Consider the following 25568-nt stretch of genomic DNA (forward strand, 5'->3'; position numbering starts at 1 on the left):
GTCGGAGCGCCCGCGCGGGGCGAAGTTCCGGGTGGCCCTCATGCGGCCCACCCCAGCACCACCCTGCGGGTGGTGGCGCTCTTCTTTTCGATCTTGGTCACGATGACCTGGCCGATCTCGCGTGTGTTCGCCACGTGGGTGCCGCCGCAGGGTTGGAAATCGATCTGTTCGGCATCCCCGATCCGGATGGTGCGGACCGTGCCCGTGCCGCGCGGCGGCTGCACGCTCATGCTCTTGACCAGCGCGGGATTGGCGTCGAGCTCGGCATCGGTGATGGCGCTCACGGCCAGCGGATGCCCGGCAGCGACCAGGCGCGCCAGGCCGGTCGTGAGCGCTTCCTTGTCCAGCGGATCGGTCATGTGGAAGTCCAGCCGCGCGTACTCGGGGGTGATCGAGCAGCCGTTGACCGGCTGCGGCACCAGGTGGCACAGCAGGTGGGTCGCGGTGTGGAAGCGCATGAGCTTGTGGCGGCGCTCCCAGTCGATGCGGGCCGTCACGGCATCGTCCGGCTTCAGCGTGCCCAGCAGTTCGGACTGGCCGGGCGCCGGCAGATGGACGATCTCGTCGGTCGCCCGGCCCTCGGCGTCTTTGCCCTTGCGCGTGTCGGCGATCGCCAGTTCGCGCCCGTCGGCCACCAGCAGGTGGCCGCTGTCGCCGGCCTGGCCGCCGCCCTGCGGATAGAACACCGTGCGGTCGAGCACGATGCCGGCTTCGTCGGCGCGCACGACGCGGGCCCGGCATTCGCGCAGGTAGGCGTCGGAGCGGAACAGGTCGTCGGTCATCGCCCGATGGTAGCGGCGCCACCGCGCCGGGGTGCACCCACGCCAGAAAGCGCCCACAACCGACAGCGGGAGCTTGCGCGATCCGGATGATTCGTGGCTGCATGGCCTGTAGTCGCCTGAAGGACATCCGACCCATGAAGCATTCCAAGCTTTCTTCGGCCGCTGCGCTGCTGGCCGCCGTCATGCTGCTCGCGGCTTGCGGGGAAACGGCCAAGCTGCCGCCCGAAGCCGGCATCGGCCCCACGCCGCAACTGCCCGCGCCCAACAAGACGCTGATCCCGACCGTCAACATCGCCCCGGCCACCGGCTGGACCGACACCGCCGGCCCGAGCGTGCCCAGCGGCTTCACCGTGACGGCGCTGGCCCGCGGGCTGGACCATCCGCGCTGGGTCTACCCGCTGCCCAACGGCGACGTGCTGGTGGTCGAGAGCAACAAGCCGCCGAAGCCGGAAGGCGCGAACGGCGGCGGCCTGATGGACATGATCAGGGTCGCGGTGATGGGTCAGATCATGAAGCGCGCCGGTGCCCAAGTGCCGAGCGCCAACCGCATCACCCTGCTGCGCGATGCCGACGGCGACGGCGCGGCGGAGGTGCGCCAGGTGTTCATGCAGAACCTGGTGTCTCCTTTCGGGGTCGCGCTGGTCGGCAACGAGCTCTTAATCGCCAACGCCGACGCGCTGGTCAAGGTGCCCTACACCGAGGGTCAGACCTCGATCACGGCCGCCCCGACCAAGGTGACCGATCTGCCGGCCGGCATCAACCACCACTGGACCAAGAACGTGATCGCCAACCGCGAGGGCACCAAGCTCTACGTAACGGTCGGCTCCAACAGCAACATCGGCGAGAACAGCCTGGCGGCCGAAGAGGGCCGGGCCGCGATCTGGGAGGTCGACGTGAAGAGCGGCGAGAAGCGGTTGTTCGCCACGGGTCTGCGCAATCCCAACGGCATGGCCTGGGAACCGGAGACCAATGTGCTGTGGACGGTGGTGAACGAGCGCGACGAGATCGGCAGCGACCTGGTGCCCGACTACCTGACCTCGGTGAAGGATGGCGCCTTCTACGGCTGGCCCTGGAGTTATTACGGCCGCCATGTCGATGTGCGGGTGACGCCGCCCCGGCCCGAGATGGTGGCCAAGGCCGTGGTGCCCGACTATGCGCTGGGCTCGCACGTCGCAGCGCTGGGCTTGGCCTTCTCCAACCCGCGTGACATGCCGCCCGAGTTCGCCAACGGCGTGTTCATCGGCGAGCACGGCTCGTGGAACCGCAGGCCGCTGTCGGGCTACAAGGTGGTGTTCGTGCCCTTCAGCGGCGGCCGGCCCAGCGGGCCGCCGGTCGATTTCGTCACCGGCTTCCTGAGCGCCGACGAGAAGGCGCAGGGCCGTCCGGTCGGCGTGGCGCTCGACAAGAGCGGCGCGCTGCTGGTGGCCGACGATGTGGGCAACGCCGTCTGGCGCGTCGCGCGAGCGAAGTAGCTGCCTCTAGAAGCCCTGCAGCACCACCTTGCCCTGCGCCTTGCCGCTCTCGATCAGCGCATGGGCGCGGCGCAGGTTCGCCGCATTGATCGTGCCGAAGCTTTCGTTGGCCGTGGTGCGGATGCGGCCCGCATCGACCAGCGCGGCGACTTCGGCCAGCAGCTCGCCCTGGCGCGCGACGTCGGGGGTCTCGAACTTCGAGCGCGTGAACATCGACTCCCAGTGCAGCGAGATCGCCTTGCCCTTGAGCGGCATGGCATCGAACACCGCCATGTCGTCGATCACCGCGAGCTGGCCCTGGGGCTTCAGGCTTTCGACGATCTGCGCGTAGTGCTGCCCGGTCTGCGTCAGGCTGGCGACCATGTCGACTTCGCCGATGCCGTCAGCCTTGAGTTCGCCGGCGAGCGGCTTCGAGTGGTCGATCACCGCGTGTGCGCCCAGCGCCAGGCACCAGGCGCGCGTTTCGGCGCGCGAGGCGGTCGCGATGATGCGCAGCTGCGTGAGCTGGCGCGCCAGCTGGATGAGGATCGAGCCGACGCCGCCGGCGCCGCCGACGATCAGGAGCGTCTGCCCGGCGCCGCCGTTCTTCGGCACCCGGAGCCGGTCGAACAGCAGCTCGTAGGCGGTGATCGTGGTCAGCGGCAGGGCTGCGGCCTGCGCGTCGTCCAGGCTCTTCGGCGCGAGCGCGGCGATGCGTTCGTCCACCACATGCAGTTCGCTGTTGGTGCCGGGCCGGGTGATCGAGCCTGCGTAGTACACGCGGTCGCCCGGCTTGAAGCCTTGGACCGCCGCACCGACGGCCTCGACTGTGCCGGCCGCGTCCCAGCCCAGCACCTTCGTCTCGGCCGCCCCCGGCCGCGCGCCCTTGCGCACCTTGGTGTCGACCGGGTTCACGGAAATCGCCTTCACCCGCACCAGCAGGTCGCGCGCGCCGGGCGTGGGCTCGGGCAGGCTGAGGTCCTCGAGCGAGGCGGGATCGTCGATGGGAAGGGATTGGCGGTAGCCGACGGCTTTCATGGTGTGTCCTTGGAGGAATGGAATCGATGCGGTCGAATGTAGGCATCGCGGCCGGCTTTGATAAGCTGCCCGCAAAGCGCATCAGTTTCAAATGAAAATTGAAAATATCGCGGACCTCCACGTGCTGGTGCACACGGCGCGCGGCGGCACCCTCACGGCGGCGGCGCGCGCGCTGGGCATCACGCCCGCGGCAGCCAGTGCGACCTTGAAGCGGCTCGAGGCACAGCTCGGCGCACGCCTGTTCGAGCGCTCGACCCGCGCGATGCGGCTCACGCCGCAGGGCCAGACGCTGCTCGACTACGCCAGCCGCGCCTTCGAGCTGCTGGCCGAAGGCGAGTCGCTGGTGGCGGCCGATCGCGGCGCGCTGGTCGGCACGGTGCGCGTCGCCGCGCCTTCGGACCTCACGCGCAGTGCGCTTTTGCCCTGGTTCGACGACTTCCTCGATGCGCATCCGGGCCTGCAGCTCGCGCTCTCGGTCGGCGACCGGCCGCTCGACGTCACGCGCGACGAGGTCGACGTGGCGCTGCGCTACGGCGCGCTGGCGGATTCGCGGCTGGTTGCGCGCAAGCTGGCCGATTCGCGTCCAGTGCCGTGCGCTTCGCCCGCCTACCTTCGCCGGCACCCAGCGCCGCAGGTGCCGCAGGACCTGCTGCAGCACAACTGCCTGACCTTCCATCGCAGCGGCCGGCGCCAGCGTGTCTGGCGCTTTGCGCGCAACGGCCAGTGGACCGAGGTGCGCGTCGACGGCGACCGCATCGTCGACGACGCCTCGCTCGCGCGCCAGTGGGCGCTCGCGGGCCGCGGCATCACGCTCAAGTCGGCGCTCGACGTGCAGCAGGACGAGGCCTCGGGTGCGCTGGTGCGGCTTCTGCCCGACTGGGACACCGAGCCCTATCCGCTGCACGCCCTGCTGCCCAGCGGCCGCTTCGTGCCGGCGCGGGTGCGTTCGCTCATCGATTTCCTGGCGGCCAAGTTCGCGGCGCTGCCCTCGCACCACTAAGCTCGCACCACTAAGATTGCCTCATGACTGCCCTTGCCAGCCGCTTCTGGTCTCAACTCACGACACGCGATTTCGCCGCGCTCGATCCGGCCGCGACCGTCGCGGTGCTGCCCCTGGGCGCGACCGAGCAGCACGGCCCGCATCTGCCGCTGGGCGTGGACTCGACCCTGGTCGACGGCATCGTCGCCGCCGCGCTGCCGCTGCTGCCGGCCGAGCTGCCGGTGCTGTTCCTGCCGACCCAGCAGATCGGCCTGAGCCCCGAGCACGCGCGCTTTGCGGGCACGCTCACCCTGTCGGCTGAGACGCTGATCCGGCTCTGGAACGAGATCGGCGCCGGCGTTGCGCGTGCGGGCGTCAGGAAGCTGGTGCTTTTCAATGCGCACGGCGGACACACCGGCGCGATGGACATCGTCGCGCGCGAGCTGCGTGCGGCGCACGGTCTCATCGTCTACAGCGCGAGCTGGTTCAACCTGCCGCTGGGCGATGCGGGCGCGCAGTTCAGCGCCGACGAACACCGTTTCGGCGTGCACGCCGGCGAGATCGAGACCTCGATGATGCTGGCCCTGGCGCCGGGCCAGGTGGCGATGCAGGCGGCGCGCGATTTCGGCTCCAGCTCGCGCCAGCGCGCGGCCGATTACCCGGTGCTCGGCAACGGCAGGAGCGCCAGGCTGGGCTGGGCCATGGAGGACTACAACCCCGCAGGTGCCGCCGGCAACGCCGCCGCGGCGACCGCAGAGAAAGGCCGCGCGGTGATCGACGCCGCGGCGCGCCAGCTCGCGGCACTGCTGGCCGAGGCGTCGCGCCTGCCGCTGTCGACCGCGCACACCGGGCCGTTGGGCTGAACAGCCTCAGCCGGCCACCGCCGGCCCGCCCGGCGCGGCTTCCTTGATCTTGATCGTGCCGTCGGGCCGCTCGCAGGTGCCGATGAGCAAGCCGCTGGCGACCGCATGCGCGCGCAGCGCATCTACCACTTCGTCGCGCCCCGGGCTGGCCGAGAACGCGGGTGTGCTGTCGAGCGCGAAGAGCTGGAAGGCATAGCGGTGCACGCCGTGTCCCGGCGGCGGATCGGGCGGCAGCCAGGCGGCCTGGAGGTAGGAATTGCGGCCGGTGTGAACGCCGGTTCCCTCGTTGCCGGCACTGGCGATCGCGGCCTCGGGCAGGTTGCCGTCCTCCGCCGGAAGGCCGACCACGATCGCATGCACCAGCGGATGGGGCGTCGGCGAATCGGCATCCTCGACCAGCAGCACCAGCGAAGCGGCGCCGGCCGGCACGCCGGTCCATTGCAGGGGCGGCGACAGGCCCTCGCCGTCGGCCGTGTAGCGCGGCGGCAGCGGCGCATGGTCGACGAAGGCCAGGCTGGCGACCGAGATCGAGGCCATGCCCTGGCGCAGCCCCAGGGTGTTGAAGGCGATCTCGTCGAGGCCGGCGCGCACGCCGTGCAGGGCGTGGCCGATGGCTTCGGGAAGCTTTTCGAGCATCCCGTCTGTATAGCTCGCGGGCGGCAGCAGGCGTGTAGGCAGGCTCCGCTATCATGAAACGGCGCTGCGCTCCCGCGGTCGCCTCTTCCCTCCCATTCCAATACCAAGGAAGCGTATGAGCATCGTCTGGACCATCCTGATCGGTTTCGTCGCGGGCCTCGTGGCGCGCGCCATCAAGCCCGGCGACGACTCGGCCGGCTTCATCGTGACCACCCTGATCGGCATCGCCGGCTCGCTGATCGCGACCTACCTCGGGCAGGCGATGGGCTGGTACACCGCGGGCCAGGGGGCCGGCTTCATCGCCTCGGTGGTCGGCGCGATCGTGCTGCTCTTCATCTGGGGCCTCGTCAAACGCAAGTGAGCGTGCCGGGCAGCGATGGCCCGCAAATCCAGGGCGCACCACCATGTCTACGTCGTCGAACTCGACGACCGGGTCTGGAACATCGCCCGCTTCCGGCGCGCCAACCCCGACTATCGGCTCGGCCAGCCCTTCGTCTACGTCGGCATGACGGGGCTGGATCCCGACGTACGCTTCGACAAGCACAAGGCTGGCATCCAGGCCAACGCCTTCGTGCGTGACTATGGGCTCAGGCTGTTGCCGGCCCTTTATGCGGTCTACAACCCGATGCCCTACGAGGCCGCGCGCGAGATGGAGGTCGAACTCGGCATCGCGTTACGCGAAGCCGGCTATGGCGTCTGGCAAGCTTGAAATAAGCTCTCCCCCAGGCTTCGCGCACTTTGTGTCGCTACGCCAACCCCCTCAACCGGGGGGGCAACACCAGCGGCCCGGCAAAGCCGGTTCCGCGGTGTTCCTGGAAGGGAGCTCGGGAACGCTTTGACGTGCAACGACAGGAGGCGCTATGGACGGTACGGCCTGCATCGTGATGACCACCGCCAGCACCGAGGACGAGGCGGAAGCGCTCGCCGCCGCGATCGTCGAGGCGGGCCTCGCGGCCTGCGTGCAGGTGCAGCGCGTGCGCAGCTTCTATGTCTGGCGGGGCACGCTGCACCGCGAGCCCGAATGGCTGCTTTTCATCAAGACCCTCGCCGCGCGCTATGTGGTGCTGGAAGCCTTCATCCGGGAACGCCACAGCTACGAAATGCCGGAGATCGTGCAGCTGCCGATCACGGCCGGGTCCGCGGACTACCTGCGCTGGCTCGCTGACGGCAGCGCGGGCGTCGCTCAGGCGTAGGTCACCCAGTCCGCCCAGGCCGGGCCGTCGAGGTGCGGCAGCGTGTTGTAGGTCACCAGCATGTGGCGCTTGGGCGTGAAGGCGAATTCGGTGACGGCGGTGTTGCGGATGCGCAGGTTCAGCTCGATGGTGGTCTCGGGGCTGGTGCCCAGCACGTGACCGACCGCGGTGCTGATCGGGCCGCCGCTCGACACCACGAGGACCCGGGCGCCGTGGTGCTTGCCGCGCACGTGGTCCAGCGCGCTCGTCACCCCGGCCAGGAAGTCGACGTAGCTCGGCATCCCGGCCGGTGCCGTCCGGCCCTGCATCCAGGCACCCAGCCCGTCGCGCAGCAGCCGGAAGTGGTGGCGGTACTTCTCGGGTGAATCGGGCTTCTCGAGCTTCTCGGGATGGATGGTCGCAATGACCGCTTCGGCGTCGTACTCGTCGAGTCCCGGCCAGGGCAGCACGTCGTCGCGCGCGAGGCCCAATCCTTCGGCGATGCCTTCCCAGGTCTGGCGATGGCGTTTCAGGGTGCCGGTGATGACGGCATCGAACTGCATGCCGCGTTCGCGCCAGTACTCGCCCAGGCGCCGCGACTGCCGGTGGCCCAGTTCGCTCAGCTGGTCGTAGTCGGCCGCGCCGAAGCTGGCTTGTCCGTGGCGTACGAGATAGAGGGTTCCCATGCGCGGAATTCTGCCGGCGCGCGCCGGAAAAGCGGGTCACTGCTGCGACCTTTCTGCGCTGGACGGGTGGGTGATGGGCGCTGAAGTGTGAACTTTTTCATACAAATCATGTAATGAGTTGAATCACAAAGTTCTCATTCTGTAAGAATGCAAACTTTCGTTAACAACGATCGAGAGCCGCCGGTCCAGGGACGCCGCTTTCATAACAAGAGGACAGCAGAGCATGAACAAGTCATATCGGAGCGTCTGGAATCCCGCACTCGGGGCATGGGTCGCGGTGTCGGAGATCACGGCCGCATGCGGCAAGCGCTCCGGCGGCCTGGGCAGCCTGCTGGTCGCGGCGGGCCTGAGCGTCCTGGCGGCATCCGGCGCCGCGCAGACCGTCGACTACAACGACGGCGACAACCTGGCGGCTGCGATCGACACGACGCTGTCGGACGTGACCCTCAACAGCCTCGGTGCGGGCACGGCCACGCAGAGCGGTGTCGTCAGCGGTACCAACGGCATCGTCAAGACCGGCGCCGGCATCATCGTCCTGGGCGCTTCCAACACGTACCAGGGCACCACGACGATCAATGCGGGCGCCTTGCAGGTGAATTCCGATGCCAACCTCGGCACCGGCGGAGCCATCGCTTTCGGTGGCGGCACGCTGCGCCTGGGCGCCGACAACTTCTCGAGCGGCCGCGCGATCGTGCTCGGCGCCGCCGGCGGCACCGTCGATGTGGCCGGCACCCAAACCAATACGCTGAGCGGCCAGATCACGGGCAGCGGCGTGCTCACGCTGCGCAACACCGGCACCAATGCGCTAGGCAGCGAGACCCAGCGCCTGAGCATCGACAACGCCGCGAACAACTACACGGGCGGAACCGTCCTGCAGGGCAACGGGACGGCCGGCCGCCTCAATGTCTGGACGCACACGACGGGCTCCTTCGGCAGCGGCCCGATCGCCATCCTCGAGAACGCCGAGTTGCGCTTCCAGGACGCCACCGCGAGCGCCGGCAACCTTGCCATCACGGTGCCGGTCGGCGTCAACACCAACGTCAACGGCAGCAACAGCGGCCTCCAGTTCCAGAACGGCGCGAACGCCGGCACGGCGACGATCACCAACAACGGTGCAGGCACCTATGTGCTGTTCGGCGGCGGAGGAGCCAGCGCGCAGCAGGCGACCCTCAACAACAACGGCGGCCGGCTGATCTTCCAAGAGAACAGCAACGGCGGCACCGCGACCCTCAACAACGGCGGCACGCTCCAGATGGCGAACACGGCGGACCTGAGCGGTGCCACCGTCGTCAATACCGGCCAGGTCTACGTCAACGACATCAGCGCGCCGGCGGCGGCGATAGGTTCCCTGTCGGGCTCGGGCAGTGTCGTACTCGGCACCGCCACGCTGCAAGTGGGGGCGCTGAACAAGAACGACACCATCAGCGGGGTGATCTCGAACACGGGCCCGGGCTCGCAGGACAAGAACGGGTCGCTCTACATCAATCCCGTGATGCTCGGCAACGGCGCCGTGGTCAAGGTCGGCGCCGGCACCCTGACGCTGACGGGCGACAACACCTACACCGGCGGCACCACCATCAGCGGCGGTGCCCTGCAGCTGGGGGCGGGCACCGCCAGCGGCAGCGTGCAAGGCAACATCGCCATCGGCAGCGGCGCTTCGCTGATCGTCAACCGCTCGGACAACATCACGCTGACCAACGCGCTCAGCGGCAGTGGCTCGCTGGCGCAGAGCGGCCCCGGCACCACGACCATCGGCACGGCCAACACCTACAGCGGCGGCACCACGCTCAATGCCGGCGGGCTCACCATCACGGCCGTTGGCGCGCTGGGCACTGGCGCCGTGACGATCAACGGCGGCACTTTCGGCACGCAGGTCCAGCTGGACAACGCGGTCGTCGTGAACAACAGCTTCAATGTCGCGCCGGTCGCCTCCTCCACCTGGACCGGCCCGGTGACGCTGAATGCAGACGCCACGCTGACCCACGTCGCGCCGCTGGGCTCAATCGTGTTCGCGGGCAGCATCGGCGGTGCGCACGGCATCACGCTCGACGGGGTCGGCGGCGGCTGGAGCGGCTACGCGTACAACGCCGTCAATACCTACAGCGGCACGACCACGGTGCAGGGCAACGCCAACCTGCTGCTGGCAGCCGCGGGCACCGTGCCGGGCGACCTCGTCGTCAACGGCAACGGCAGCGTGCTCGTGAACGGCAACGGCCGCCTGGCGCCGACCGCGAACCTCACGGTCAATTCCACCGGCAATGTCGTCGCGGGGCAGCCCGTGTCCGGCGTCGAATTGCTCAACGCGACCCAGACCATCGCCCAGCTGAACGGCAGCGGCACGGTCGGGCTGAACGGCAGTGAGCTGACGGTCGGCGCCGGCAATTTCAGCGGCGCGATGTCGAACGGCGTCTTCATGCCAGGGCCGCCCCCCGGCGCTGGTTCGCTGGTCAAGGCCGGCACCGGCACCCTGACGCTCTCAGGCGCCAACACCTACACCGGCAGCACCACCGTCAGCGGCGGCACCTTGCGTGCCGGCGCGACCAACACCCTGAGCGCCGTGTCGGCGCACAGCGTGGCAGCCGGCGCCACGCTCGACCTGGCGGGCTTCAGCCAGAGCATGGCCGCGCTCAACAACGATGGCACCGTCTCGCTGGTCGGCGCCACGCCCGGAACCACGCTGACGGTGAACGGCCCCTACGTCGGCAACAACGCCACCTTGCGCCTGGGCACCATGCTCGGCGCCAGCGGCCCGTCCGACCGGCTGGTGCTCGACGGCGCCACCGCCGTCGCCAGCGGCAGCACCACCTTGCAGATCACCAACCTCGGCGGCCTCGGCGGCCAGACCGTGGGCAGCGGCATCGAGGTGATCACCGCGCTGAACGGCGCCACCACCACGGCGCAGACGACCAAGAGCGCCTTTGCGCTCGGCGGAGCGGGCCACGTCGATGCCGGCGCCTTCGAGTACCGCCTGTACGCCGCCGATGCGAGCGGCGCCGGGGAGAACTGGTATCTGCGCTCGGAAGTGATTCCGCCGCCCCCTCCGCCCCCGCCACCGCCCCCGCCGCCTCCCGGCCCGCCGGCGCCTCCGGCTCCACCTGCGCCTCCGGCTCCGCCGGCTCCCCCGGCGCCACCCGCTCCGGCGCCCGCGCCGGTACCGGTCACGGCCTACCGCGCCGAGGCCCCGATGCTCGCGGCCCTGCCGTCGCAGCTGCGCCGCACCGACCTCGCGATGATCGGCAGCCTGCGCAGCCGCCTCGGCGACGACGACGTGAGCGGTCGTGCGGTAGCCAGCCTGACGCCGGTGGAAGGTGCGCTCTCGGCCGAGCGCCGCGCCTGGGCACGCGCCGTCTACAGCGATGTCGACATCCGCCAGTCGGGCGTCGTCAGTCCCTCGACGCAGGGCCACGTCGCCGGCGTCCAGGCGGGCACCGATCTCTACGTCTCACAGCTCGGGGATTGGCACGCCGGCGTGTATGTCGGCACGCTCGACGGCGATGCCGACCTGAGCGGCTTCGCCAGCGGCGTCTATCGCCCGGTCGGCAGTACCGATCTGCGCGCCCGCTACCTCGGCGCCTACGCCTCGTATGCCAACGCGACCGGCTTCTACGTCGACACCGTGCTGCAGTACGGCTCGCATCGCTACACCATCCGTCCGCTCGGCGGCCTCGCGGCCTCGGGCAAGGGCAACAGCCTGACGGCCTCGGTCGAAGTCGGCCAGGCCTTTGCGCTCGGCGGCGGCTGGACGATCGAGCCGCAGGCGCAGCTGAGCTACCGCAAGGCGCGTGTCGACGACCTGGCGATCGCAGGCGCCCTGGTGCAGCAGGACGATTCCGGCAACTGGACCGCCGGCCTCGGCGTGCGCGTGAAGGGGGACATTTCCACCGCGGCCGGGCGGCTGCAGCCCTATGCACGCGTCGGCGTGGTTCGCGGCAGCGGCGGCAGCGATGTCGCGCGCTTCGTCAACGGCCCTTTCGTCACGCCCATCGGCAGCACGGGCAACTACACCTCGGTGGAACTGGCGGGCGGCGCCACGCTGTCGCTGAGCAAGACCGTGAGCCTGTACGGCGAAGTCGGCAAGGTCTTCAGCGCCGGCGGCGACACCAAGGTGAAATCGTCGATCCAGGGCGCGATCGGCGTGCGCGTGCGCTGGTAGCAAAGAAAACGCGGCGGGTGGAACTCGCGTGCGCTGGGCGGCTCGTACCGCCATGCGTGTCCTGACCACCTCCCCCGGTTCTCTTCCCCGGCGCACGGTCGCCGCCGCGCTGGTCGCAGCGCCCGCCCTCTGGCTCGGCGCGCGCGCGCAGCCGCAGGCGGCGCGCCTCGCCACGCCGTCGCAGACCGAAGGGCCGTTCTACCCCGTGCGCCTGCCGCAGGACGTGGACAACGACCTGCTGCGCAACGGCACGCTGAACTACCGCAGCGGCCAGCCGGCCTGGGTCGAGGGCAGCGTGACCGACCTGGCCGGCCGGCCGCTGCGTGGCGCCCAGGTCGAGATCTGGCAGTGCGACCAGGACGGCCACTATCACCACCCCGGCGACGGCGACCGCGCCGATGCCGCGTTCCAGGGCTTCGGCCGAGTGGCGGTCGATGCCGACGGCCGCTATCGCTTTCGCACCATCCGGCCCGTGGCCTACAGCGGCCGCACGCCCCACATCCATGTGAAGGTGAAGTTGGGCGCACGCGAGTTGCTGACGACGCAGCTCTATGTGGAGGGCGACCCCGGGAACGCGCGCGACTTCCTCTGGCGCAACCTGCCGGAGGCCTCGCGTGCCGCGATCACCGTGCCTTTCGAGCCGGCGGCGGATGGCGTGCGGGCGCGTTTTCCGATCGTCATCGCGGCCTGAGGCGGGCCGCTCTCAACGCTGCGACAGCACCTCGGCGAACATCGCGGCATCGACGTTGCCACCGGTCAGCGCAATGCCGACCGTCTTGCCCTGCCAGCGCGAGCGCTGCTGCATCGCGGCCGCCAAGGCCGCCGCGCCCGCGCCTTCGGCCACGTTGTGGGTGTCGGTGAACAGCGTGCGCATCGCCGCGGCCACTTCCTCGTCGCTCACCGCGACCACCTCGTCGGCTTCGCGCCGGATCACTGCCAGCGCCTCCGGCACCGGCGTGCGGCAGGCCATGCCGTCGGCCAGCCTTGTGCTGACGGGCGCTTCGATCGCCCGGCCGGCACGGAACGAATCGAGATACGCGGTCGCATGCGCCGACACCACGCCGACGAGCCGCGTCTTGACGCCGCAATGCGCACGCGCCGCCGCCGCGGCCGCGAAGCCGGAGCCCAGTCCGATCGGCACGAACAGCACCTCGGGCGGCGCATCGGCCAGCGCTTCGAAGAATTCCACATAGGCGGTCGCGACGCCGCGCACCAGCTCGCGGTGGAAGGAGGGCACGCGGTGCAGCCCGTCGCGCTCGGCCAGGTGCGCGGCATGCTCGCTCGCGGTCTGGAACTCGTCGCCGTGCTCGACCAGCGTGACGCCGAGCGCGCGCATGGCCGCGTTCTTCTCGACCGAGTTGCCGTGCGGCACCACGATGGTCGCCGCCAGGCCGTGGCGCCGCGCGGCGAAGCCGACCGACTGGCCGTGGTTGCCGCGCGTGGCGCTGATCACATGGCGCACCCCGGGCTCGTCGCGCGCCAGTGTCTCGAAGTAGGTGAGCCCGCCGCGCAGCTTGAAGGCGCCGGCCGGCGTGTGGTTTTCATGCTTGGTCCACACCGTGCAGCCCAGGCGCCCGGCCAGCAGCGGCCAGGCATACTGCGGCGTCGGCGGCATCGCCGCGTAGACGGTGCGGCGCGCGGCGGCGATCTCTTCGCGTGTGAATCGCATCGGCTACTTGCGTTCCGGCAGCGCGATGCGCACCGCGAGCGCGGCCAGCACGCTGCCCATCACATAGCGCTGGGCGCGCAGCCAGCCTTCGCTTCGCGACAGGAAGGCCGTCAGGCGCGCGGCACTCAGCACCAGCAGCACGTTGACGGCACCGCTGACGCCGATCTGCACCGCGCCCAGCATCAGGCTCTGCAGCAGCACCGAGCCGCGCTCGGGATGCAGGAACTGCGGGAAGAAGGAGAGGTAGAACATCGCCACCTTGGGGTTCAGCAGGTTGGTGACGAAGCCCATGCTGAAGAGCTTGGCCGGCGGATCGTCGGGCAGCAGCCGGGCCTCGAAAGGCGCGCTGCCGCCCGGCTTGACCGCCTGCCAGGCAAGCCACATCAGGTAGGCCGCGCCGGCCAAACGGATGGCGTCGAAGGCGAAGGGCACGGCGATCAGCAGCGCCGTCAGCCCCAGCGCCGCGGCCATCAGGTGCACCACGAAGCCCAGCAGCACGCCGGCCAGCGACATCAGTCCGGCCGCGCGGCCCTGGCACAGCGCGCGCGAGACGCAATAGATCATGTTCGGGCCGGGCGTCAGCACCAGCACCAGCGCGGCGAGCGCGAACAAGGCGAGTTCGGTGAAGCTCATCGGCATGTCAGATCCCCTCGGAGTCGAGCGTGACGGTGCCGCGCGGCGTATCAAACACCGCGCGGAGCTTGGGCGCGCCGGTGCTCACCGGCACGTTCGAAAGCCCGATGGCTTCCATCGCCGCGTCCAGGTCGCCGGCGCGCGGATGCGCGACGGTCAGCGAACGCAGCCTGACGCCGGAATCGGCCATGCTGTCGCTCGGATGCACCGGGCCCCATTCGATCAGCGTGGGCAGCGTGCCGTACATCAGGCGTTGGCCGTCGTCGCGCACCGTGATCTGCCATGCGAGCCGGCCGGCCGGCGTCTCGCGCGAGGCTTCGAGCACGCGGCCGCGGTCGATGCGCTGCCGCGCCAGGGCCTGCACGGCCGCGCCGGCATCGGGCACCTCGGCCACGAAGTGCACCAGCCGCGGCCCGCCGCGTGCCAGGCCGGCCTGCAGCTCGGCATCGTCGAGGTCGAACCAGCGATGGGTGCCGGCGGCCCGCGTCGGCCTGGCCTTGGGGTCGATCGCGATGATCTCGAGATAGGCGCGCGGGAATTCGACGGTTGCGATCTTCATCAGGCGGTTGTGTGTGCCCATCAGCGGATGCGCGCCGCCTGGGCCGGGCGCGATGCCGAAGGTGGCTTCGCACCACTGGACGCCTTCGTCGAGGTCGCCGGCGGCGATCACAAGGTGGTCGATGCGCGCTTGCACGAGGCCTCCTAGAGCGTGACCTTGCCGTCGATGCAGGTGACCGAGTCGCCGCCGATCCAGACCTGGCTTTCCGCGTCGCGCGACACATGGACGCGTCCTGCGCGGCCCAGGCACTGGCCTTGCGCCGCGAGGTAGCGTTCGGGCAGGTGCCCATCGGCGATCAGCCATTGCGCGAGGCTGGCGTTGAGGCTGCCCGTGACCGGATCTTCCTCGACGCCGATCGGCGCCGCGAAGGCGCGCACCTCGAGGCCGATGCCTTCGTCGTTCGAGCGCGCGAAGGCGCGCGCCTCGCGGTTGGAACGCGAGATCAGGGGCGAGGCTGCATCGTCTTCCGCCGCAGGGACGCCCGCCACGCCGACCTTCTGGCCGAGCTCCTTGAGCATGCGGTGGTCGGGCTTGAGCGCGAGCACGGTGTCCGCGTCGTCGAGCAGCAGGCCCAGCCACACCGGACCGTTGTCGAGCAGCTGCGCAGCCACGATCTGCTGCGACTTGAGGCCCAGCGCGGCGGCCACCTTGGCCAGCAGCGAGGGGCTCGGCGCGCTGCGCCTGAGCGGCGGCGCGGCGAAAACGAGGCGTTCGCCCTCGTGCCGGATCGGCACCAGGCCCGCGGCGCACTGCTGGACGATGCGGCCTGCCGCCTTGGGCCGGCCGCCGGCCTGCAGCCAGGCATGGCAGCTTCCCAGCGTCGGGTGGCCGGCAAAGGGCAGCTCGCCGCCCGGCGTGAAGATGCGCACGCGGTAGTCGGCCGACGGTTCGCTGGGCGGCAGCAGGAAGGTGGTCTCTGAAAGGTTGGTCCACTTCGCGAAGCTCTGCATCGCGGCATCGTCGAGGCCAGTGGCGTCGAGCACCACCGCGAGGGGATTGCCGAGATAGGGCTTCGCCGTGAAGACGTCGACTTGCTTGAAGGGGCGGGTTTTCATGAGCTTCATTCCAGTGCGAGGTCGAGCACGCCGCGTGCGCCGGCGCGGCTGCGCAGATCGGCGAACCAGCGCTCGACATGCGGCCAGGCGGGCCGCGTGTATTCGGTCTGCGGCAGGCCGAACCAGCGGTGCGCTTCACAGCCCACCGGGATGTCGGCCATCGTGAATGCATCGCCGAGCATGAAGGCGCGCGTGGCGAGGTGCGCGTCGAGCAGCGCGAACAGCGGCTCGGTGGCATGCACCGAATGCGCGATCACGGCCGGGTCGCGCTGGCCCGAAGGCACGCGGACCCACTGCCTGAAGGCACCGGCGCTCACCGGATTCAGCGTGGTCTGCTGCCAGTCCATCCAGCGCTCGGCGTCGAAGCGTGCGGCCAGCGGCTCGGGATAGAGCTTGCCGGGCGAGTGCTTGGCGCAGAGGTAGCGCACGATCACGTTCGATTCCCAGAGCGTGACGCGGCCCTCGCCCTCACCGTCGTCGATGGCCGGCACCAGCGCGTTCGGATTGAGCCTCAGGTATTCGGGCGTCTGGACGATGCCGAACTTGCCGCCGGCCTCGGTGCGCTGGAAATCGAGCCCGATCTCCTGCGCGCACCACACCACCTTGCGGACGTTGATGGAGCTGATGCGCCCCCAGATATTGAGCATGGTCAGAATCCCTTCGAGGGGCGGTCGATCAAGAGAAGACGAACGGCCAGCGCGATCATCACCGTGGCGAGCAGGCCGCGCTGGAAGCCGGCGGCGCCGCGCCGGCGCTGCAGCCAGCGGCCGATCTGTCCGCTGCAGGCACCCAGCACGGTGTTGAAGACGAGCCCGGCCAGCGAGAGCGCGACACCCAGCATCACCAGCTGCATCGGCACGCTGCCGCGCGCCGGGTCGACGAACTGCGGCAGGAAGACCATGAAGAACAGCAGCGCCTTCGGATTCACCAGGTTGTTGAGCCAGGCCATGCGCAGCACGCGCGCGAAGCCGGCGCGATCGGCGTGCGCCTGCAGGCGTGCATCGCCCGAGCGGAGCGCCTGCCAGGCGAGCCACAGCAGGTAGAGCGCGCCCGCATAGCGCAGCAGGTCGAAGGAGGGCGGCCATGCCGCCACCAGCGCGGTGACGCCGGTCGCGGCGCACAGGGTGTGGACCAGGTCCGCCGCCGCGATGCCGAGCCCGGCCGCGAAGCCGGCGCGCGGCCCCAGTGCGACGCCGTGGGAGAGCACGAAAGCCATGTTGGGCCCGGGCGAGAGGAACAGCGCCAGCACCGCCACCAGGAAGAGCGAGAGGGTCGCGAGGTCGATCATGGCGTGCGCGTCTCGAGGTAGGGCGTGATGTTCTTCATGGCGCGCGCGACATAGGCTTCTTTTTCGCCCACCGGCGCGACGTAGTGGAGCGCATCGGCCGCGGCCTCGGGGCCCTCGGTGCGCGCGATGATCCACGCAGCGAGATAGGGCGACGCGAGGCAGCCGCCCGCGGTCGCCACGTTGCCGGCCGCGAAGAAGGGCTGGTTCAGCACCTCGATGCCGGCCTCCTGCACCCAGGGCTTGGTCGTCAGGTCGGTGCAGGCCGGCACGGCGCCCAGCAGGCCCAGCTTGGCCAGCAGCAAGGTGCCCGAGCACTGCGCGCCGATCAGCTGGCGCGACGGGTCGAGCGTGAGCGCCGAGAGGATGGCCGGATCGGCCGCGATCTCGCGCGTTCGGATGCCGCTGCCGACGATCACGGCCTCGGCCTCGCAGGCATCCGCCAGGGATGCGCTGAGCTTCACCGTCACGCCGTTCATGGACGTGACCGAGGCGCTCGGCCCGGCCAGGCTGACGCGCCAGCCCGGCTTCTTGATCCGGTTGAGGACGCCGAGCGCGATCAGCGAGTCGAGCTCGTTGAACCCTTCGAAGGTGAGGATGGCGATGTGCATCGTCGTGCCTTGATTCGATGCCCGTTACACGGGACTGGCGGCGAGTTGGCGCTCGACCTCGGCAGCCGCGTTGTGCGCCAGCTGCTCGCGCACGGCCTCGCCCAGCGCGGTGATCGCGGTGTCGATCTCCTCGACGCTCGCGGTCACGAAGGACAGGCGCAGCGTACGCGGATCGCTGGCTCCCGCATAGAAGGGCGCGCCCGGCACGAAGGCCACGCCGCGTTCCACCGCCTTCGGCAGCAGCGCCACCGCGTCCATGCCCTCGGGCAGGCGCAGCCACAGGAACATGCCGCCGGCCGGCTTGTTGAACTCCACGCCCAGGCCCTTCATCTCGCGCGCCAGTGCGGTCAGCATCGCATCGCGCTGGCGCTTGTAGAGCGCGCGGATGGTCGGCACGTGGCGATCGAGGAAGCCCTCTTTCATCACTTCGGCCACCATGCGCTGGTTGAAGCCGGGGCTGTGCAGGTCGGCCGCCTGCTTGGCCTGCAGCAGCTTCGGGAAGATGGCCTTGGGCGCCACCATGAAGCCCAGCCGCAGGCCCGGCGCCAGCACCTTCGAGAAGGAGCCGAGGTAGACGCAGCCTTCGGGGTTGCGCGCGGTCAGCGGCAACGGCGGGGCTTCGTCGAACCAGAGGTCGCCGTAGGGGTTGTCCTCGACGATCGGAAGCCCGGCCTTCGCGGCCGCGGCCGATACTGCGGCACGGCGCTCCTCGGTCATCGTGCGGCCGGTGGGGTTCTGGAAGTTGGGCAGCAGGTAGACGAAACGCGTCCTTCGCTTTTGCCACGAGGTCGTCGACCGACACGCCCTCGTCGTCGCTGGCCACGCTCACGGGCTCGGGCTCCATCGGCGAGAAAGCCTGTAGCGCGCCCAGGTAGGTGGGCGTCTCGACCAGCACGCGGCTGCCCGGATCGAGCAGCACCTTGGCGATCAGGTCCAGGCCCTGCTGCGAGCCGGTAGTGATCAGCACCTGCGCCGGATCGACCGGCCAGGGCAGCATCGCCGCGACCGCTTCGCGCAGCGGGGCGTAGCCTTCGCTGGCGGCGTACTGCAGCGCGGCCTGGCCGTCCTTGTGCAGCACTTCGGCGCAGGCCTCGGCGAAGGCGCTGATCGGGAAGGTCTTGGGCGAGGGCAGGCCGCCGGCCAGGCTGATGATGCCGGGGCGCTCGGTGACCTTGAGGATTTCACGGATCACCGAAGGGTTCATCTTTTCGGCGCGGGCGGCGAGTTTCCAGTTCATGTCGTTTCCTTGGATGTGCGAGTCGTTATCGTGATGCCGCTGCGAGCACGGCGGGCGTGCGCGGTTGCGAGAGCTTCTTGCCGGCCACCACGGTGGCCACCACCGCCCCCGCGAAGCCGAGGGTGACGATGTCGATCGGCTCGCCGAGCAGCGGCACCGCGGCGAGGATCGAGAGAAAGGGTTGCAGCAGCTGGGTCTGGCTCACGCGCAGCGCACCGCCCATCGCGAGGCCGCGGTACCAGGCGAAGAAGCCCATCCACATCGAGAATACGCCGACGTAGACGAAGCCGATCCAGGCCGAGACGGCCACCGGCTGCTCGGGCCACAACCACAGCGTGCCCGGCAGCGTGACGGGCAGCGCCATCACGCAGACCCAGCAGATCACGCGCTCCGCGCCCAGGGCTGTAGTGACCTGCGCGCCGTAGATATAGCCCAGCGAGGCGGCAAACACCGCGCCGACCAGCAACAGGTCGCCCCAGGCGAAGCCGAAGGCGGCGCCCTGGTCGCCCGCGCGCAGCACGGAGAACACGATCACCAGCGCGCTGCCTGCCAGCGCGCAGAGCCAGAAGCCGAGCCGCGCGCGCTGGTGCAGCACCCAGGCCGCGCAGGCTGCCGTGACCAGCGGCAGCAACGCCGTGACCACCGCCGCATGGCTCGCGCTGACCACGCGCAGCGCATAGGCCAGCAGCAGCGGGTAGCCGATCGCGTTGCCCAGCACGGCCATGCCGAGCGGCTTCCACTGATGGCGCTGCGGCAAGGGTGGCCGCGTGACGAGCAGGAAGATCGCCGACAGCACGCCGGCCAGCGCCGCGCGGCCCAGCGTCACGAACCAGGGCGAGAGCTGCGGCGCGTCCTGCGTGCCGGTGGCGAGCCGCGTCATCGGCAGCGTGACCGCGAAGAAGGCGACGCCCAGCACGCCGAGCCACATGCCCAGAGTCTCGCCCTTGATCTTCATACGCTCGCCATCCACCAGGCCGTGAGCACCAGCACGGCGGCCATGGCGCGGTTGAACCAGAGCAGCCGCTTTCCCTGGGCCAGCCAGTTGCGCAGCAGCGCGCCGGCCAGCGCATAGATGAAGTTGCTGGTGAAGGCATAGACCAGCATCACCGGCGCCACGATCGCAAGACGCTGCAGCGCATCGGCATGGCCGGCGATCCAGCCCGCCACCAGCGTCAGCGCCAGCAGCCAGGCCTTGATGTTGAGGAACTGCAGCAGCACGCCCTGCTTGAAGCCGACCGAGAGGCGCCGGCCGTCGGCCTGGCCCATCGTCGCGCTGCCGCTGAGTTTCCACGCGAGCCACAGCAGATAGGCGACGCCGAGCGCCTTGATGGCCCAGCGCAGCGACGGCGCGGCGAGCACCAGCGCGCCGATGCCGGCCGCGCACAGCAACAGCAGCAGGGTCCAACCCACCGGTACTGCAAAGACGAAACGCATCGCGCGCGGCAGGCCGCCGTTGGCGGCGAGCGTGGTCGACAGCGTGGTGTTCGGTCCGGGCGAGAAGCTCATCGCCGTGGCCAACACCAGCAGCGCGGTGAATTCTTGCCAGTTCATGGGACACACTCTAAACTGAGGACCATTACAGTACCGATACAGATCGCCGGACAAGAGCCGAGCCTGTATCGGTCCAACGATCGACACAGAACACAGACGCGCATGCTGACACGGACCTCGACCCAGTCGCTGACGGAGCAACTCGCCGACCGTTTTTCCGAGCGCATTCGCACGCGCCTGCTGGCGCCCGGCGCGCGCCTGCCCTCGGTGCGCGAGTGCGCGCGACAACAGGGCGTGAGCCCGCACACGGTGGTCGCGGCCTATGACCAGTTGCTCGCGCAGGGCCTGGTCGAAGCCCGGCGCCAGCGTGGCTTCTATGTGCGCGACTCGATCGCGGCACAGGCCGGGCCGGCCTTGTCGACCATGGGCCCGATCTCGGAGGAGCCCGCCGCCAAGCCCGTGCCCGCCGATGCGAGCACCCTCATCCGCGGGATGTTCCATCGTCCCAGCGACAAGCCGCAGCCTGGCATGGGCGTGTTCCCGTCCGAATGGCTGGACTCGCCCTTCACGGCCGCTGCGGTGCGCCGCGTGACGAGCACCCGGGCGCTCAAGGATTTTTCGCTGCAGTACGGCGAGCCCGCGGGCGACAGCGGCCTGCGCCGCAGCCTGGCGACCAAGCTGGCGAACATCAACGTGCCGGCCGGGCCGGAACAGATCGTGACCACCGTCGGGGCGACGCACGCGCTCGACATCGTGAGCCGCACGCTGCTGCGCGCCGGCGACGCGGTGATGGTCGAGGAGCCCGGCTGGGCGCTGGAATTCGCGCGGCTCGAGGCGCTCGGCATGCGCATCCTGCCCGTGCCGCGCAAGGCCGAAGGGCCGGATCTCGAAGTGATGGAGCGTTACTGCGATGCTGGGAACGGCCACCAGCCCAAGCTCTTCGTGAGCGTGAGCGTGCTGCACAACCCGACCGGCTACAGCCTCACCCCGGGCAGCGCGCACCGCGTGCTGCAGCTGGCGAACAAGCACAACTTCCACATCGTCGAGGACGACACCTACAGCCATCTCGCGCCCGAGCATGCCACCCGGCTCAGCGCGCTCGACGGACTACAGCGCACCATCTACGTGAGCGGCTTCGCGAAGATCCTGGCGCCCAACTGGCGTATCGGCTTTCTCGCTGCCTCGCCGGCCTTGGTGGGGCGCATGCTCGAAACCAAGCTGCTCACGACCTTGACCACGCCCTCGCTGTTCGAGCGCGCGCTGGCGTGGTGTATCGACCAGGGGCAGTTGCGCCGGCATGCCGAGCGCATCCGGCTGCGGCTCGACGGCGCACGTGGACGTACTGTCAAGCTGGCGCTCGCAGCCGGCTGCACGCTGGCCTCGGAGCCGGCGGGGCTGTTCGGCTGGGTCGACACCGATGTCGACACCGATGCGCTGACCCAGCGCATGCTCGACGAGGGCTATCTGCTGGCGCCGGGCTCGCTGTTCCATGCGCGGCGTCCGCCGAGCACCCTGATGCGGATCAACTTCGCGACGGCGCAGGACGCGACTTTTTGGAAGGTGTTCGCGCGGGTGAAGACGCAGCTCTGAAGCCGGGCGCCTCAGAGTAGCCGGTCCGGCGCGAACGGGCCGAACAGCTTCAACAACAGCCGCAAGCCGACACTGGCGTCGGGCTCGGTGGCGCTGTCCTTCAGTCCGCTGTTCTGCGGGGCGCGCCATACGAGGCCGTTGTCGCCGCGCTCCACATGCCATGCGCCGTCGCGCATGGCAATCTCGATCTGGCCACTCGCGACGCGGCAGAGTTCGTCGCTGCGGATCAGGAGCGCGATCTCGGTGTTCTGCAGTTGCGAGCGCAGATCGAGGTTCATCGAACCGACCACCAGCAGCCGGCCGTCCATCACCAGGGCCTTGGAATGCAGCATCGAGCGTGATTCGCCAGGCTCGCTGCCGCCCGCGGAGCCGAAAGCACTGCCGAGCCCAGCCTGTTCGCTGCGCATCTCGTACAGGCCGACGCCCATCGACAGCAGCTCTTCGCGGTGCCGCGCATAGCCCACATGGGCGACCGGCGCATCGTTGGAAGCCAGCGAGTTCGTCAGCACGCGGATCCGGACGCCGCGCGCGAGTGCCGCCGCGAAAGCCTGCTTCATGTCCTGCCCAGGCACGAAGTAGGGCGAGATGATGAGTAGCTCGCTCTTCGCCTGGCCGATCAGCTGCAGCAGGCCCTCGACCACCGTTTCGCCGTCGGCAGCCGTATCGGCCGCGGCCGTGAGCGAGCTGCCGCCGCGCGTTGCGGCCGAAGAAGGCCGTCGGCCTTGCTGCGTCACGACGAGGCCCGGTGCCTTCTCATTGCCGGGACTGCCGCGCGGCACATCCGCCGGGATCTTGGCCGGCTTGTCGACCAGCACCGCCGCGGGTGCCCAGACGAAGGTCGCGCTCGTCAGGTCCATCGGCTTCTCGTCCCAGGCGCGAGCGCGCCGTTCGGTCGCAGGCGCAGCATTGGGAGGGCGTGGCTCGCTATCGTTCTCCTGCGTCTTGGGCTCGGCGCGGGTCTCATTGCGAATCGCCTCGAGTTCTTCACGCGTCACCAGCGACTGCACCGGATAGGCGCGTTCGTTGTTCCAGTAGGCGTCGAAGCTTCGCGAAAGGTCTTGCACGACCGGCCCCGCGGCCAGCACATCGAGGTCGACGAAATTGCCCGCTTGGCCATTGCCGAAATAGGCATCGCCCAGGTTGCGCCCCCCGGTCACGCCGAGCACGTTGTCGGCGATGAAGAGCTTGTTGTGCATGCGCTGCTGGATGCGCGACGCATCGTCGAGCGCATTGAAGAGGCGACCCAGGCTCGAGCCCCTCGCCCCCGCCAGCGGGTTGAACATCCGCATCTCGATGCTCGGAACGAAGGCCAGGCGCATCACCAGCGCGTTGCGCCCCGTGCTGTGAAAGTCGTCGAGAAGGATGCGCACGCGCACGCCGCGCTGTGCCGCATCGCGTACCGCCTGGAGCAACCGGTCGGTGCTGGCGTCGGCATGAATGGCGTAGTACTGCAGGTCGAGGGTCTTCTGTGCGCCTTCGGCCAGCGCGAGCCGGCTGCCGTAGGCGGCCGGCGGACCGTCGAGCAGCAGAAAGCCGGATTCGGAGCGGGCGCCGGCGGCGGTTCGGCGTTGCTGCACCAAGGCTGCGAGCGGAGTCCCGGCGGGCGAGGCCAGCGAAGTCGAAACCGGCCGTTGCACATCCTTGGGCAGTTCGGCGCAAGCCGGCAGTACCAGCGCAATGCCCACTGCCACGCACCAGCGGCGGGCGGATCGTCCGAGAGCGCGGAATGCGAACATGCAGCAATTGATGAGTTTGGGTAACTACATGTATAGCGCAGCCGCGCCACGCCGCGCGTCGGACGAAAGCCCGGCTATCCCTGGCGCGCCGCGCCGAGTTCTTCCCAGCGCTCGAGCGCGGCCAGCAGTTCGTCGTCGATCTGCGCATGGCGCTCGCCCAGTTCAGCTGCGCGCGATGCCTCGTTGGCGTAGATGGCGCCGCCGTCGAGTTCGAGCATTTCGGTGATGCGCTTCTGTTCTTCTTCCAGGGCTGCAATCTGCGTGGGCAGTGTCTCGAGTTCGCGCTGCTCCTTGTAGCTGAGCTTCTTGCGGGGCGTCGCGCGCGGGGCGGCTTCGGCGGCGGGCGCCGCGGCGGCCGCCGCAGGGGCTGGAGCGGGCGCAGATGCGGCCGCTCTTTGGGCGGCGAACTCTCGTGCGCGCTTCGACTGGATCAGCCAGTCCTGCACGCTGCCTTCGTACTCGCGCCAGTGGCCGCCGCCTTCGAAGGCGATGGTGCTGGTCACCACGTTGTCGAGGAAGGTGCGGTCGTGGCTCACGAGGAAGACCGTGCCGTCGTAGTTCTGCAGCAAGTCTTCGAGCAGCTCCAGCGTGTCGATGTCGAGGTCGTTGGTCGGCTCGTCGAGCACCAGCACATTGGCCGGCCGCGCGAACAACCGCGCGAGCAGCAGGCGGTTGCGTTCCCCGCCGCTGAGCGAGCGCACCGGTGAATGCGCGCGCGCGGGCGAGAACAGGAAGTCTGCGAGGTAGCTCTTGACGTGCTTGCGCTGGTTGCCGATCTCGATCCACTCGCTGCCGGGGCTGATGAAGTCTTCCAGCGTGGCGTCGAGATCGAGCGCATCGCGCATCTGGTCGAAATACGCCACCTGCAGGTTGGCGCCGCGGCGGATCTTGCCGCTGTCGGGCTCGAGTTCGCCGAGGATCAGCTTCAGCAACGTGGTCTTGCCGGCGCCGTTCGGGCCGATCAGGCCGACCTTGTCGCCGCGCAGGATGGTGCCGGTGAAGTTCCGAATGACGGTGTTCTCACCGAAGGCCTTGGAGGCTCCCGTGAGTTCCGCGACGATCTTTCCGCTCGACTGGCCGGAGGCGACGTCCATGTTCACGCTGCCGATCACTTCGCGCCTGGCCGCGCGGTTGGAGCGCAGCGCCTCGAGGCGGCTGATGCGGCTCTGGCTGCGCGTTCGGCGAGCTTCCACGCCCTTGCGGATCCATACCTCTTCCTGTGCGAGCAGCTTGTCGGCCTTGGCGTTGATGACCGCTTCCTGGGCCAGCTGCTCTTCCTTCTGGATCAGGTACTGCTCGAAATTGCCCGGGTAGGAGCCGAGCTTTCCCCGATCGAGCTCCACGATGCGCGTGGCCACGCGGTTCAGGAAGCTGCGGTCGTGCGTGATGGTGACGACGCTGCCCTTGAAGTCGATCAGCAGCTGTTCGAGCCATTCGATCGAATCGAGGTCGAGGTGGTTGGTGGGTTCGTCGAGCAGCAGCACGTGGGGAGCGGCCACGAGCGCTTGCGCCAGTGCCACACGCTTGCGGGTTCCGCCCGACAGTGCGCCGATGCGCGCGCTGCCGTCCAGATGCAGGCGGTGGAGCGTCTCGTCGACGCGCTGCTCCCAGTTCCAGGCATCGAAGGCCTCGATCTGCGACTGCAGCGCGTCGAGGTCGAGTCCCGCGGCGCCGGACAGGTATTGGTCGCGAATGGCGATCACTTCTGCCAGCCCTGCGCTCGCCGCCGTGAAGACGTCGGCGTCCATGTCCAGCAGGGGCTCCTGCGCAACATAGGCGACGCGCAGACCTTGTTGAAGCTGTAGCGTGCCGTCGTCGGGCTTTTCCAGCCCGCCCAGGATCTTGAGAAGAGAGGACTTGCCGGCGCCGTTGCGGCCGATCAGGCCGATGCGCTCCGATTCGATGAGTGAGAAGTCCGCGTGGTCCAGCAGCGGGACGTGGC

24 protein-coding genes and 1 pseudogene (1 of these 25 cut by a window edge) are annotated in these 25568 nt (G+C 69.5%); 9 read left to right on the forward strand and 16 right to left on the reverse strand.

Annotated features, from left to right (window positions below; translation table 11 throughout):
- Positions 1 to 38: 38 nt before the first annotated feature.
- The gene (locus tag ACSQ89_RS04235; protein ID WP_436295433.1) at positions 39 to 782 is read right to left on the reverse strand and encodes an alanyl-tRNA editing protein; all 744 of its coding nucleotides are present in this window, start codon (positions 780 to 782) and stop codon (positions 39 to 41) included.
- Positions 783 to 916: 134 nt separating this feature from the next.
- Here ACSQ89_RS04235 and ACSQ89_RS04240 point away from each other — a divergent pair, with 134 nt between their 5' ends.
- Positions 917 to 2254 carry a PQQ-dependent sugar dehydrogenase gene (locus tag ACSQ89_RS04240; protein ID WP_436295434.1) on the forward strand — a complete coding sequence of 446 codons (1338 nt, stop codon included), beginning with the start codon at positions 917 to 919 and terminating at the stop codon, positions 2252 to 2254.
- Between the two features lie 6 nt (positions 2255 to 2260).
- Here the strand turns inward: ACSQ89_RS04240 and ACSQ89_RS04245 are convergent, their stop codons facing one another.
- Positions 2261 to 3271, reverse strand: a complete 1011-nt coding sequence (locus ACSQ89_RS04245) for a zinc-binding alcohol dehydrogenase family protein (RefSeq protein WP_436295435.1) — start codon at positions 3269 to 3271, stop codon at positions 2261 to 2263.
- A gap of 91 nt (positions 3272 to 3362) precedes the next feature.
- Between ACSQ89_RS04245 and ACSQ89_RS04250 the strand changes: the two genes are divergently transcribed.
- Both ACSQ89_RS04250 and ACSQ89_RS04255 read left to right on the forward strand, forming a co-directional pair.
- Positions 3363 to 4271: a LysR family transcriptional regulator gene (locus ACSQ89_RS04250; protein ID WP_436295436.1), complete on the forward strand. Its 909-nt coding sequence runs from the start codon at positions 3363 to 3365 to the stop codon at positions 4269 to 4271.
- Between the two features lie 23 nt (positions 4272 to 4294).
- The gene (locus ACSQ89_RS04255; protein ID WP_093111349.1) at positions 4295 to 5113 is read left to right on the forward strand and encodes a creatininase family protein; all 819 of its coding nucleotides are present in this window, start codon (positions 4295 to 4297) and stop codon (positions 5111 to 5113) included.
- 6 nt (positions 5114 to 5119) lie between these two features.
- Here ACSQ89_RS04255 and ACSQ89_RS04260 read toward each other — a convergent pair whose 3' ends face one another.
- Positions 5120 to 5749, reverse strand: coding sequence for a YbhB/YbcL family Raf kinase inhibitor-like protein (locus ACSQ89_RS04260; RefSeq protein ID WP_093111351.1), 630 nt, complete (start codon positions 5747 to 5749; stop codon positions 5120 to 5122).
- Positions 5750 to 5864: 115 nt separating this feature from the next.
- Here ACSQ89_RS04260 and ACSQ89_RS04265 point away from each other — a divergent pair, with 115 nt between their 5' ends.
- The 3 genes from ACSQ89_RS04265 to cutA all read left to right on the forward strand — a co-directional run bounded on the left by ACSQ89_RS04265 (position 5865) and on the right by cutA (position 6942).
- Positions 5865 to 6110 carry a GlsB/YeaQ/YmgE family stress response membrane protein gene (locus ACSQ89_RS04265; RefSeq protein WP_093111353.1) on the forward strand — a complete coding sequence of 82 codons (246 nt, stop codon included), beginning with the start codon at positions 5865 to 5867 and terminating at the stop codon, positions 6108 to 6110.
- A 15-nt stretch (positions 6111 to 6125) separates the two neighbouring features.
- Positions 6126 to 6458 carry a hypothetical protein gene (locus ACSQ89_RS04270; RefSeq protein ID WP_093111355.1) on the forward strand — a complete coding sequence of 111 codons (333 nt, stop codon included), beginning with the start codon at positions 6126 to 6128 and terminating at the stop codon, positions 6456 to 6458.
- Positions 6459 to 6609: 151 nt separating this feature from the next.
- Positions 6610 to 6942, forward strand: coding sequence for a divalent-cation tolerance protein CutA (cutA, locus tag ACSQ89_RS04275; protein ID WP_436295437.1), 333 nt, complete (start codon positions 6610 to 6612; stop codon positions 6940 to 6942).
- Here the strand turns inward: cutA and ACSQ89_RS04280 are convergent.
- The gene (locus tag ACSQ89_RS04280) at positions 6933 to 7607 is read right to left on the reverse strand and encodes a histidine phosphatase family protein (protein ID WP_436295438.1); all 675 of its coding nucleotides are present in this window, start codon (positions 7605 to 7607) and stop codon (positions 6933 to 6935) included. The genes cutA and ACSQ89_RS04280 overlap by 10 nt on opposite strands.
- Positions 7608 to 7830: 223 nt before the next feature.
- Here ACSQ89_RS04280 and ACSQ89_RS04285 point away from each other — a divergent pair, with 223 nt between their 5' ends.
- Both ACSQ89_RS04285 and ACSQ89_RS04290 read left to right on the forward strand, forming a co-directional pair.
- Entirely contained in the window at positions 7831 to 11760 is a 3930-nt protein-coding gene (locus ACSQ89_RS04285; RefSeq protein WP_436295439.1) for an autotransporter outer membrane beta-barrel domain-containing protein, read from the forward strand.
- Between the two features lie 52 nt (positions 11761 to 11812).
- Positions 11813 to 12451 (forward strand): protocatechuate 3,4-dioxygenase, encoded by a 639-nt coding sequence (locus tag ACSQ89_RS04290; protein WP_093111363.1) that lies wholly within the window; start codon positions 11813 to 11815, stop codon positions 12449 to 12451.
- 12 nt (positions 12452 to 12463) lie between these two features.
- Here the strand turns inward: ACSQ89_RS04290 and ACSQ89_RS04295 are convergent, their stop codons facing one another.
- From ACSQ89_RS04295 to ACSQ89_RS04340, 10 genes and pseudogenes are all read right to left on the reverse strand, one after another.
- The gene (locus tag ACSQ89_RS04295) at positions 12464 to 13429 is read right to left on the reverse strand and encodes a threonine dehydratase (RefSeq protein WP_436296097.1); all 966 of its coding nucleotides are present in this window, start codon (positions 13427 to 13429) and stop codon (positions 12464 to 12466) included.
- 3 nt (positions 13430 to 13432) lie between these two features.
- The gene (locus ACSQ89_RS04300) at positions 13433 to 14068 is read right to left on the reverse strand and encodes a LysE family translocator (protein ID WP_436295441.1); all 636 of its coding nucleotides are present in this window, start codon (positions 14066 to 14068) and stop codon (positions 13433 to 13435) included.
- Between the two features lies 1 nt (position 14069).
- Positions 14070 to 14756 (reverse strand): VOC family protein, encoded by a 687-nt coding sequence (locus ACSQ89_RS04305; RefSeq protein ID WP_093111369.1) that lies wholly within the window; start codon positions 14754 to 14756, stop codon positions 14070 to 14072.
- Between the two features lie 8 nt (positions 14757 to 14764).
- Positions 14765 to 15676, reverse strand: coding sequence for a PhzF family phenazine biosynthesis protein (locus ACSQ89_RS04310; protein ID WP_170855780.1), 912 nt, complete (start codon positions 15674 to 15676; stop codon positions 14765 to 14767).
- 5 nt (positions 15677 to 15681) lie between these two features.
- A complete protein-coding gene (locus ACSQ89_RS04315) occupies positions 15682 to 16323 on the reverse strand; it encodes a glutathione S-transferase family protein (RefSeq protein WP_436295442.1) in 642 nt (213 codons plus the stop codon).
- A gap of 2 nt (positions 16324 to 16325) precedes the next feature.
- Positions 16326 to 16964 (reverse strand): LysE family translocator, encoded by a 639-nt coding sequence (locus tag ACSQ89_RS04320; protein WP_093111375.1) that lies wholly within the window; start codon positions 16962 to 16964, stop codon positions 16326 to 16328.
- Positions 16961 to 17572, reverse strand: coding sequence for a DJ-1/PfpI family protein (locus ACSQ89_RS04325; protein WP_093111377.1), 612 nt, complete (start codon positions 17570 to 17572; stop codon positions 16961 to 16963). The genes ACSQ89_RS04320 and ACSQ89_RS04325 overlap by 4 nt, the downstream gene beginning before the upstream one ends.
- A 24-nt stretch (positions 17573 to 17596) precedes the next feature.
- Positions 17597 to 18809: pseudogene (locus ACSQ89_RS04330) on the reverse strand (PLP-dependent aminotransferase family protein).
- Between the two features lie 25 nt (positions 18810 to 18834).
- Positions 18835 to 19764: a DMT family transporter gene (locus ACSQ89_RS04335; protein WP_436295444.1), complete on the reverse strand. Its 930-nt coding sequence runs from the start codon at positions 19762 to 19764 to the stop codon at positions 18835 to 18837.
- Complete coding sequence (locus ACSQ89_RS04340) at positions 19761 to 20360, reverse strand: LysE family translocator (RefSeq protein WP_093111383.1); 600 nt, start codon at positions 20358 to 20360, stop codon at positions 19761 to 19763. The genes ACSQ89_RS04335 and ACSQ89_RS04340 overlap by 4 nt, the downstream gene beginning before the upstream one ends.
- A 102-nt stretch (positions 20361 to 20462) precedes the next feature.
- On the opposite strand from ACSQ89_RS04340, the gene ACSQ89_RS04345 reads away from it, so the two are divergent.
- Positions 20463 to 21890 (forward strand): PLP-dependent aminotransferase family protein, encoded by a 1428-nt coding sequence (locus ACSQ89_RS04345; RefSeq protein WP_436296098.1) that lies wholly within the window; start codon positions 20463 to 20465, stop codon positions 21888 to 21890.
- Positions 21891 to 21901: 11 nt separating this feature from the next.
- Here the strand turns inward: ACSQ89_RS04345 and ACSQ89_RS04350 are convergent, their stop codons facing one another.
- Together ACSQ89_RS04350 and ACSQ89_RS04355 are read right to left on the reverse strand one after the other, a co-directional pair.
- The gene (locus ACSQ89_RS04350; protein ID WP_436295445.1) at positions 21902 to 23626 is read right to left on the reverse strand and encodes a phospholipase D family protein; all 1725 of its coding nucleotides are present in this window, start codon (positions 23624 to 23626) and stop codon (positions 21902 to 21904) included.
- A gap of 74 nt (positions 23627 to 23700) precedes the next feature.
- Positions 23701 to 25568, reverse strand: partial view of an ATP-binding cassette domain-containing protein gene (locus tag ACSQ89_RS04355; protein WP_093111389.1) — the 3' portion only. 40 nt of this gene lie beyond the right edge of the window; only the last 1868 of its 1908 coding nucleotides appear in the window; its start codon lies off the right edge, out of view; its stop codon occupies positions 23701 to 23703.

Origin of the sequence: Variovorax sp. LjRoot175, from assembly GCF_964253805.1 — a bacterium.
Classification (GTDB): Bacteria; Pseudomonadota; Gammaproteobacteria; order Burkholderiales; family Burkholderiaceae_C; genus Variovorax.

Bases quoted from the DNA above. Each gene is read 5' to 3' on its own strand.
- ACSQ89_RS04300 (WP_436295441.1), bottom strand. From the start codon at position 14,068: ATGCCGATGAGCTTCACCGAACTCGCCTTGTTCGCGCTCGCCGCGCTG.
- ACSQ89_RS04245 (WP_436295435.1), bottom strand. From the start codon at position 3,271: ATGAAAGCCGTCGGCTACCGCCAATCCCTTCCCATCGACGATCCCGCC.
- ACSQ89_RS04340 (WP_093111383.1), bottom strand. From the start codon at position 20,360: ATGAACTGGCAAGAATTCACCGCGCTGCTGGTGTTGGCCACGGCGATG.
- ACSQ89_RS04285 (WP_436295439.1), top strand. From the start codon at position 7,831: ATGAACAAGTCATATCGGAGCGTCTGGAATCCCGCACTCGGGGCATGG.
- ACSQ89_RS04290 (WP_093111363.1), top strand. From the start codon at position 11,813: ATGCGTGTCCTGACCACCTCCCCCGGTTCTCTTCCCCGGCGCACGGTC.
- cutA (WP_436295437.1), top strand. From the start codon at position 6,610: ATGGACGGTACGGCCTGCATCGTGATGACCACCGCCAGCACCGAGGAC.
- ACSQ89_RS04265 (WP_093111353.1), top strand. From the start codon at position 5,865: ATGAGCATCGTCTGGACCATCCTGATCGGTTTCGTCGCGGGCCTCGTG.
- ACSQ89_RS04240 (WP_436295434.1), top strand. From the start codon at position 917: ATGAAGCATTCCAAGCTTTCTTCGGCCGCTGCGCTGCTGGCCGCCGTC.
- ACSQ89_RS04335 (WP_436295444.1), bottom strand. From the start codon at position 19,764: ATGAAGATCAAGGGCGAGACTCTGGGCATGTGGCTCGGCGTGCTGGGC.
- ACSQ89_RS04235 (WP_436295433.1), bottom strand. From the start codon at position 782: ATGACCGACGACCTGTTCCGCTCCGACGCCTACCTGCGCGAATGCCGG.
- ACSQ89_RS04310 (WP_170855780.1), bottom strand. From the start codon at position 15,676: ATGAAAACCCGCCCCTTCAAGCAAGTCGACGTCTTCACGGCGAAGCCC.
- ACSQ89_RS04260 (WP_093111351.1), bottom strand. From the start codon at position 5,749: ATGCTCGAAAAGCTTCCCGAAGCCATCGGCCACGCCCTGCACGGCGTG.
- ACSQ89_RS04315 (WP_436295442.1), bottom strand. From the start codon at position 16,323: ATGCTCAATATCTGGGGGCGCATCAGCTCCATCAACGTCCGCAAGGTG.
- ACSQ89_RS04320 (WP_093111375.1), bottom strand. From the start codon at position 16,964: ATGATCGACCTCGCGACCCTCTCGCTCTTCCTGGTGGCGGTGCTGGCG.
- ACSQ89_RS04270 (WP_093111355.1), top strand. From the start codon at position 6,126: ATGGCCCGCAAATCCAGGGCGCACCACCATGTCTACGTCGTCGAACTC.
- ACSQ89_RS04295 (WP_436296097.1), bottom strand. From the start codon at position 13,429: ATGCGATTCACACGCGAAGAGATCGCCGCCGCGCGCCGCACCGTCTAC.
- ACSQ89_RS04255 (WP_093111349.1), top strand. From the start codon at position 4,295: ATGACTGCCCTTGCCAGCCGCTTCTGGTCTCAACTCACGACACGCGAT.
- ACSQ89_RS04350 (WP_436295445.1), bottom strand. From the start codon at position 23,626: ATGTTCGCATTCCGCGCTCTCGGACGATCCGCCCGCCGCTGGTGCGTG.
- ACSQ89_RS04250 (WP_436295436.1), top strand. From the start codon at position 3,363: ATGAAAATTGAAAATATCGCGGACCTCCACGTGCTGGTGCACACGGCG.
- ACSQ89_RS04280 (WP_436295438.1), bottom strand. From the start codon at position 7,607: ATGGGAACCCTCTATCTCGTACGCCACGGACAAGCCAGCTTCGGCGCG.
- ACSQ89_RS04325 (WP_093111377.1), bottom strand. From the start codon at position 17,572: ATGCACATCGCCATCCTCACCTTCGAAGGGTTCAACGAGCTCGACTCG.
- ACSQ89_RS04345 (WP_436296098.1), top strand. From the start codon at position 20,463: ATGCTGACACGGACCTCGACCCAGTCGCTGACGGAGCAACTCGCCGAC.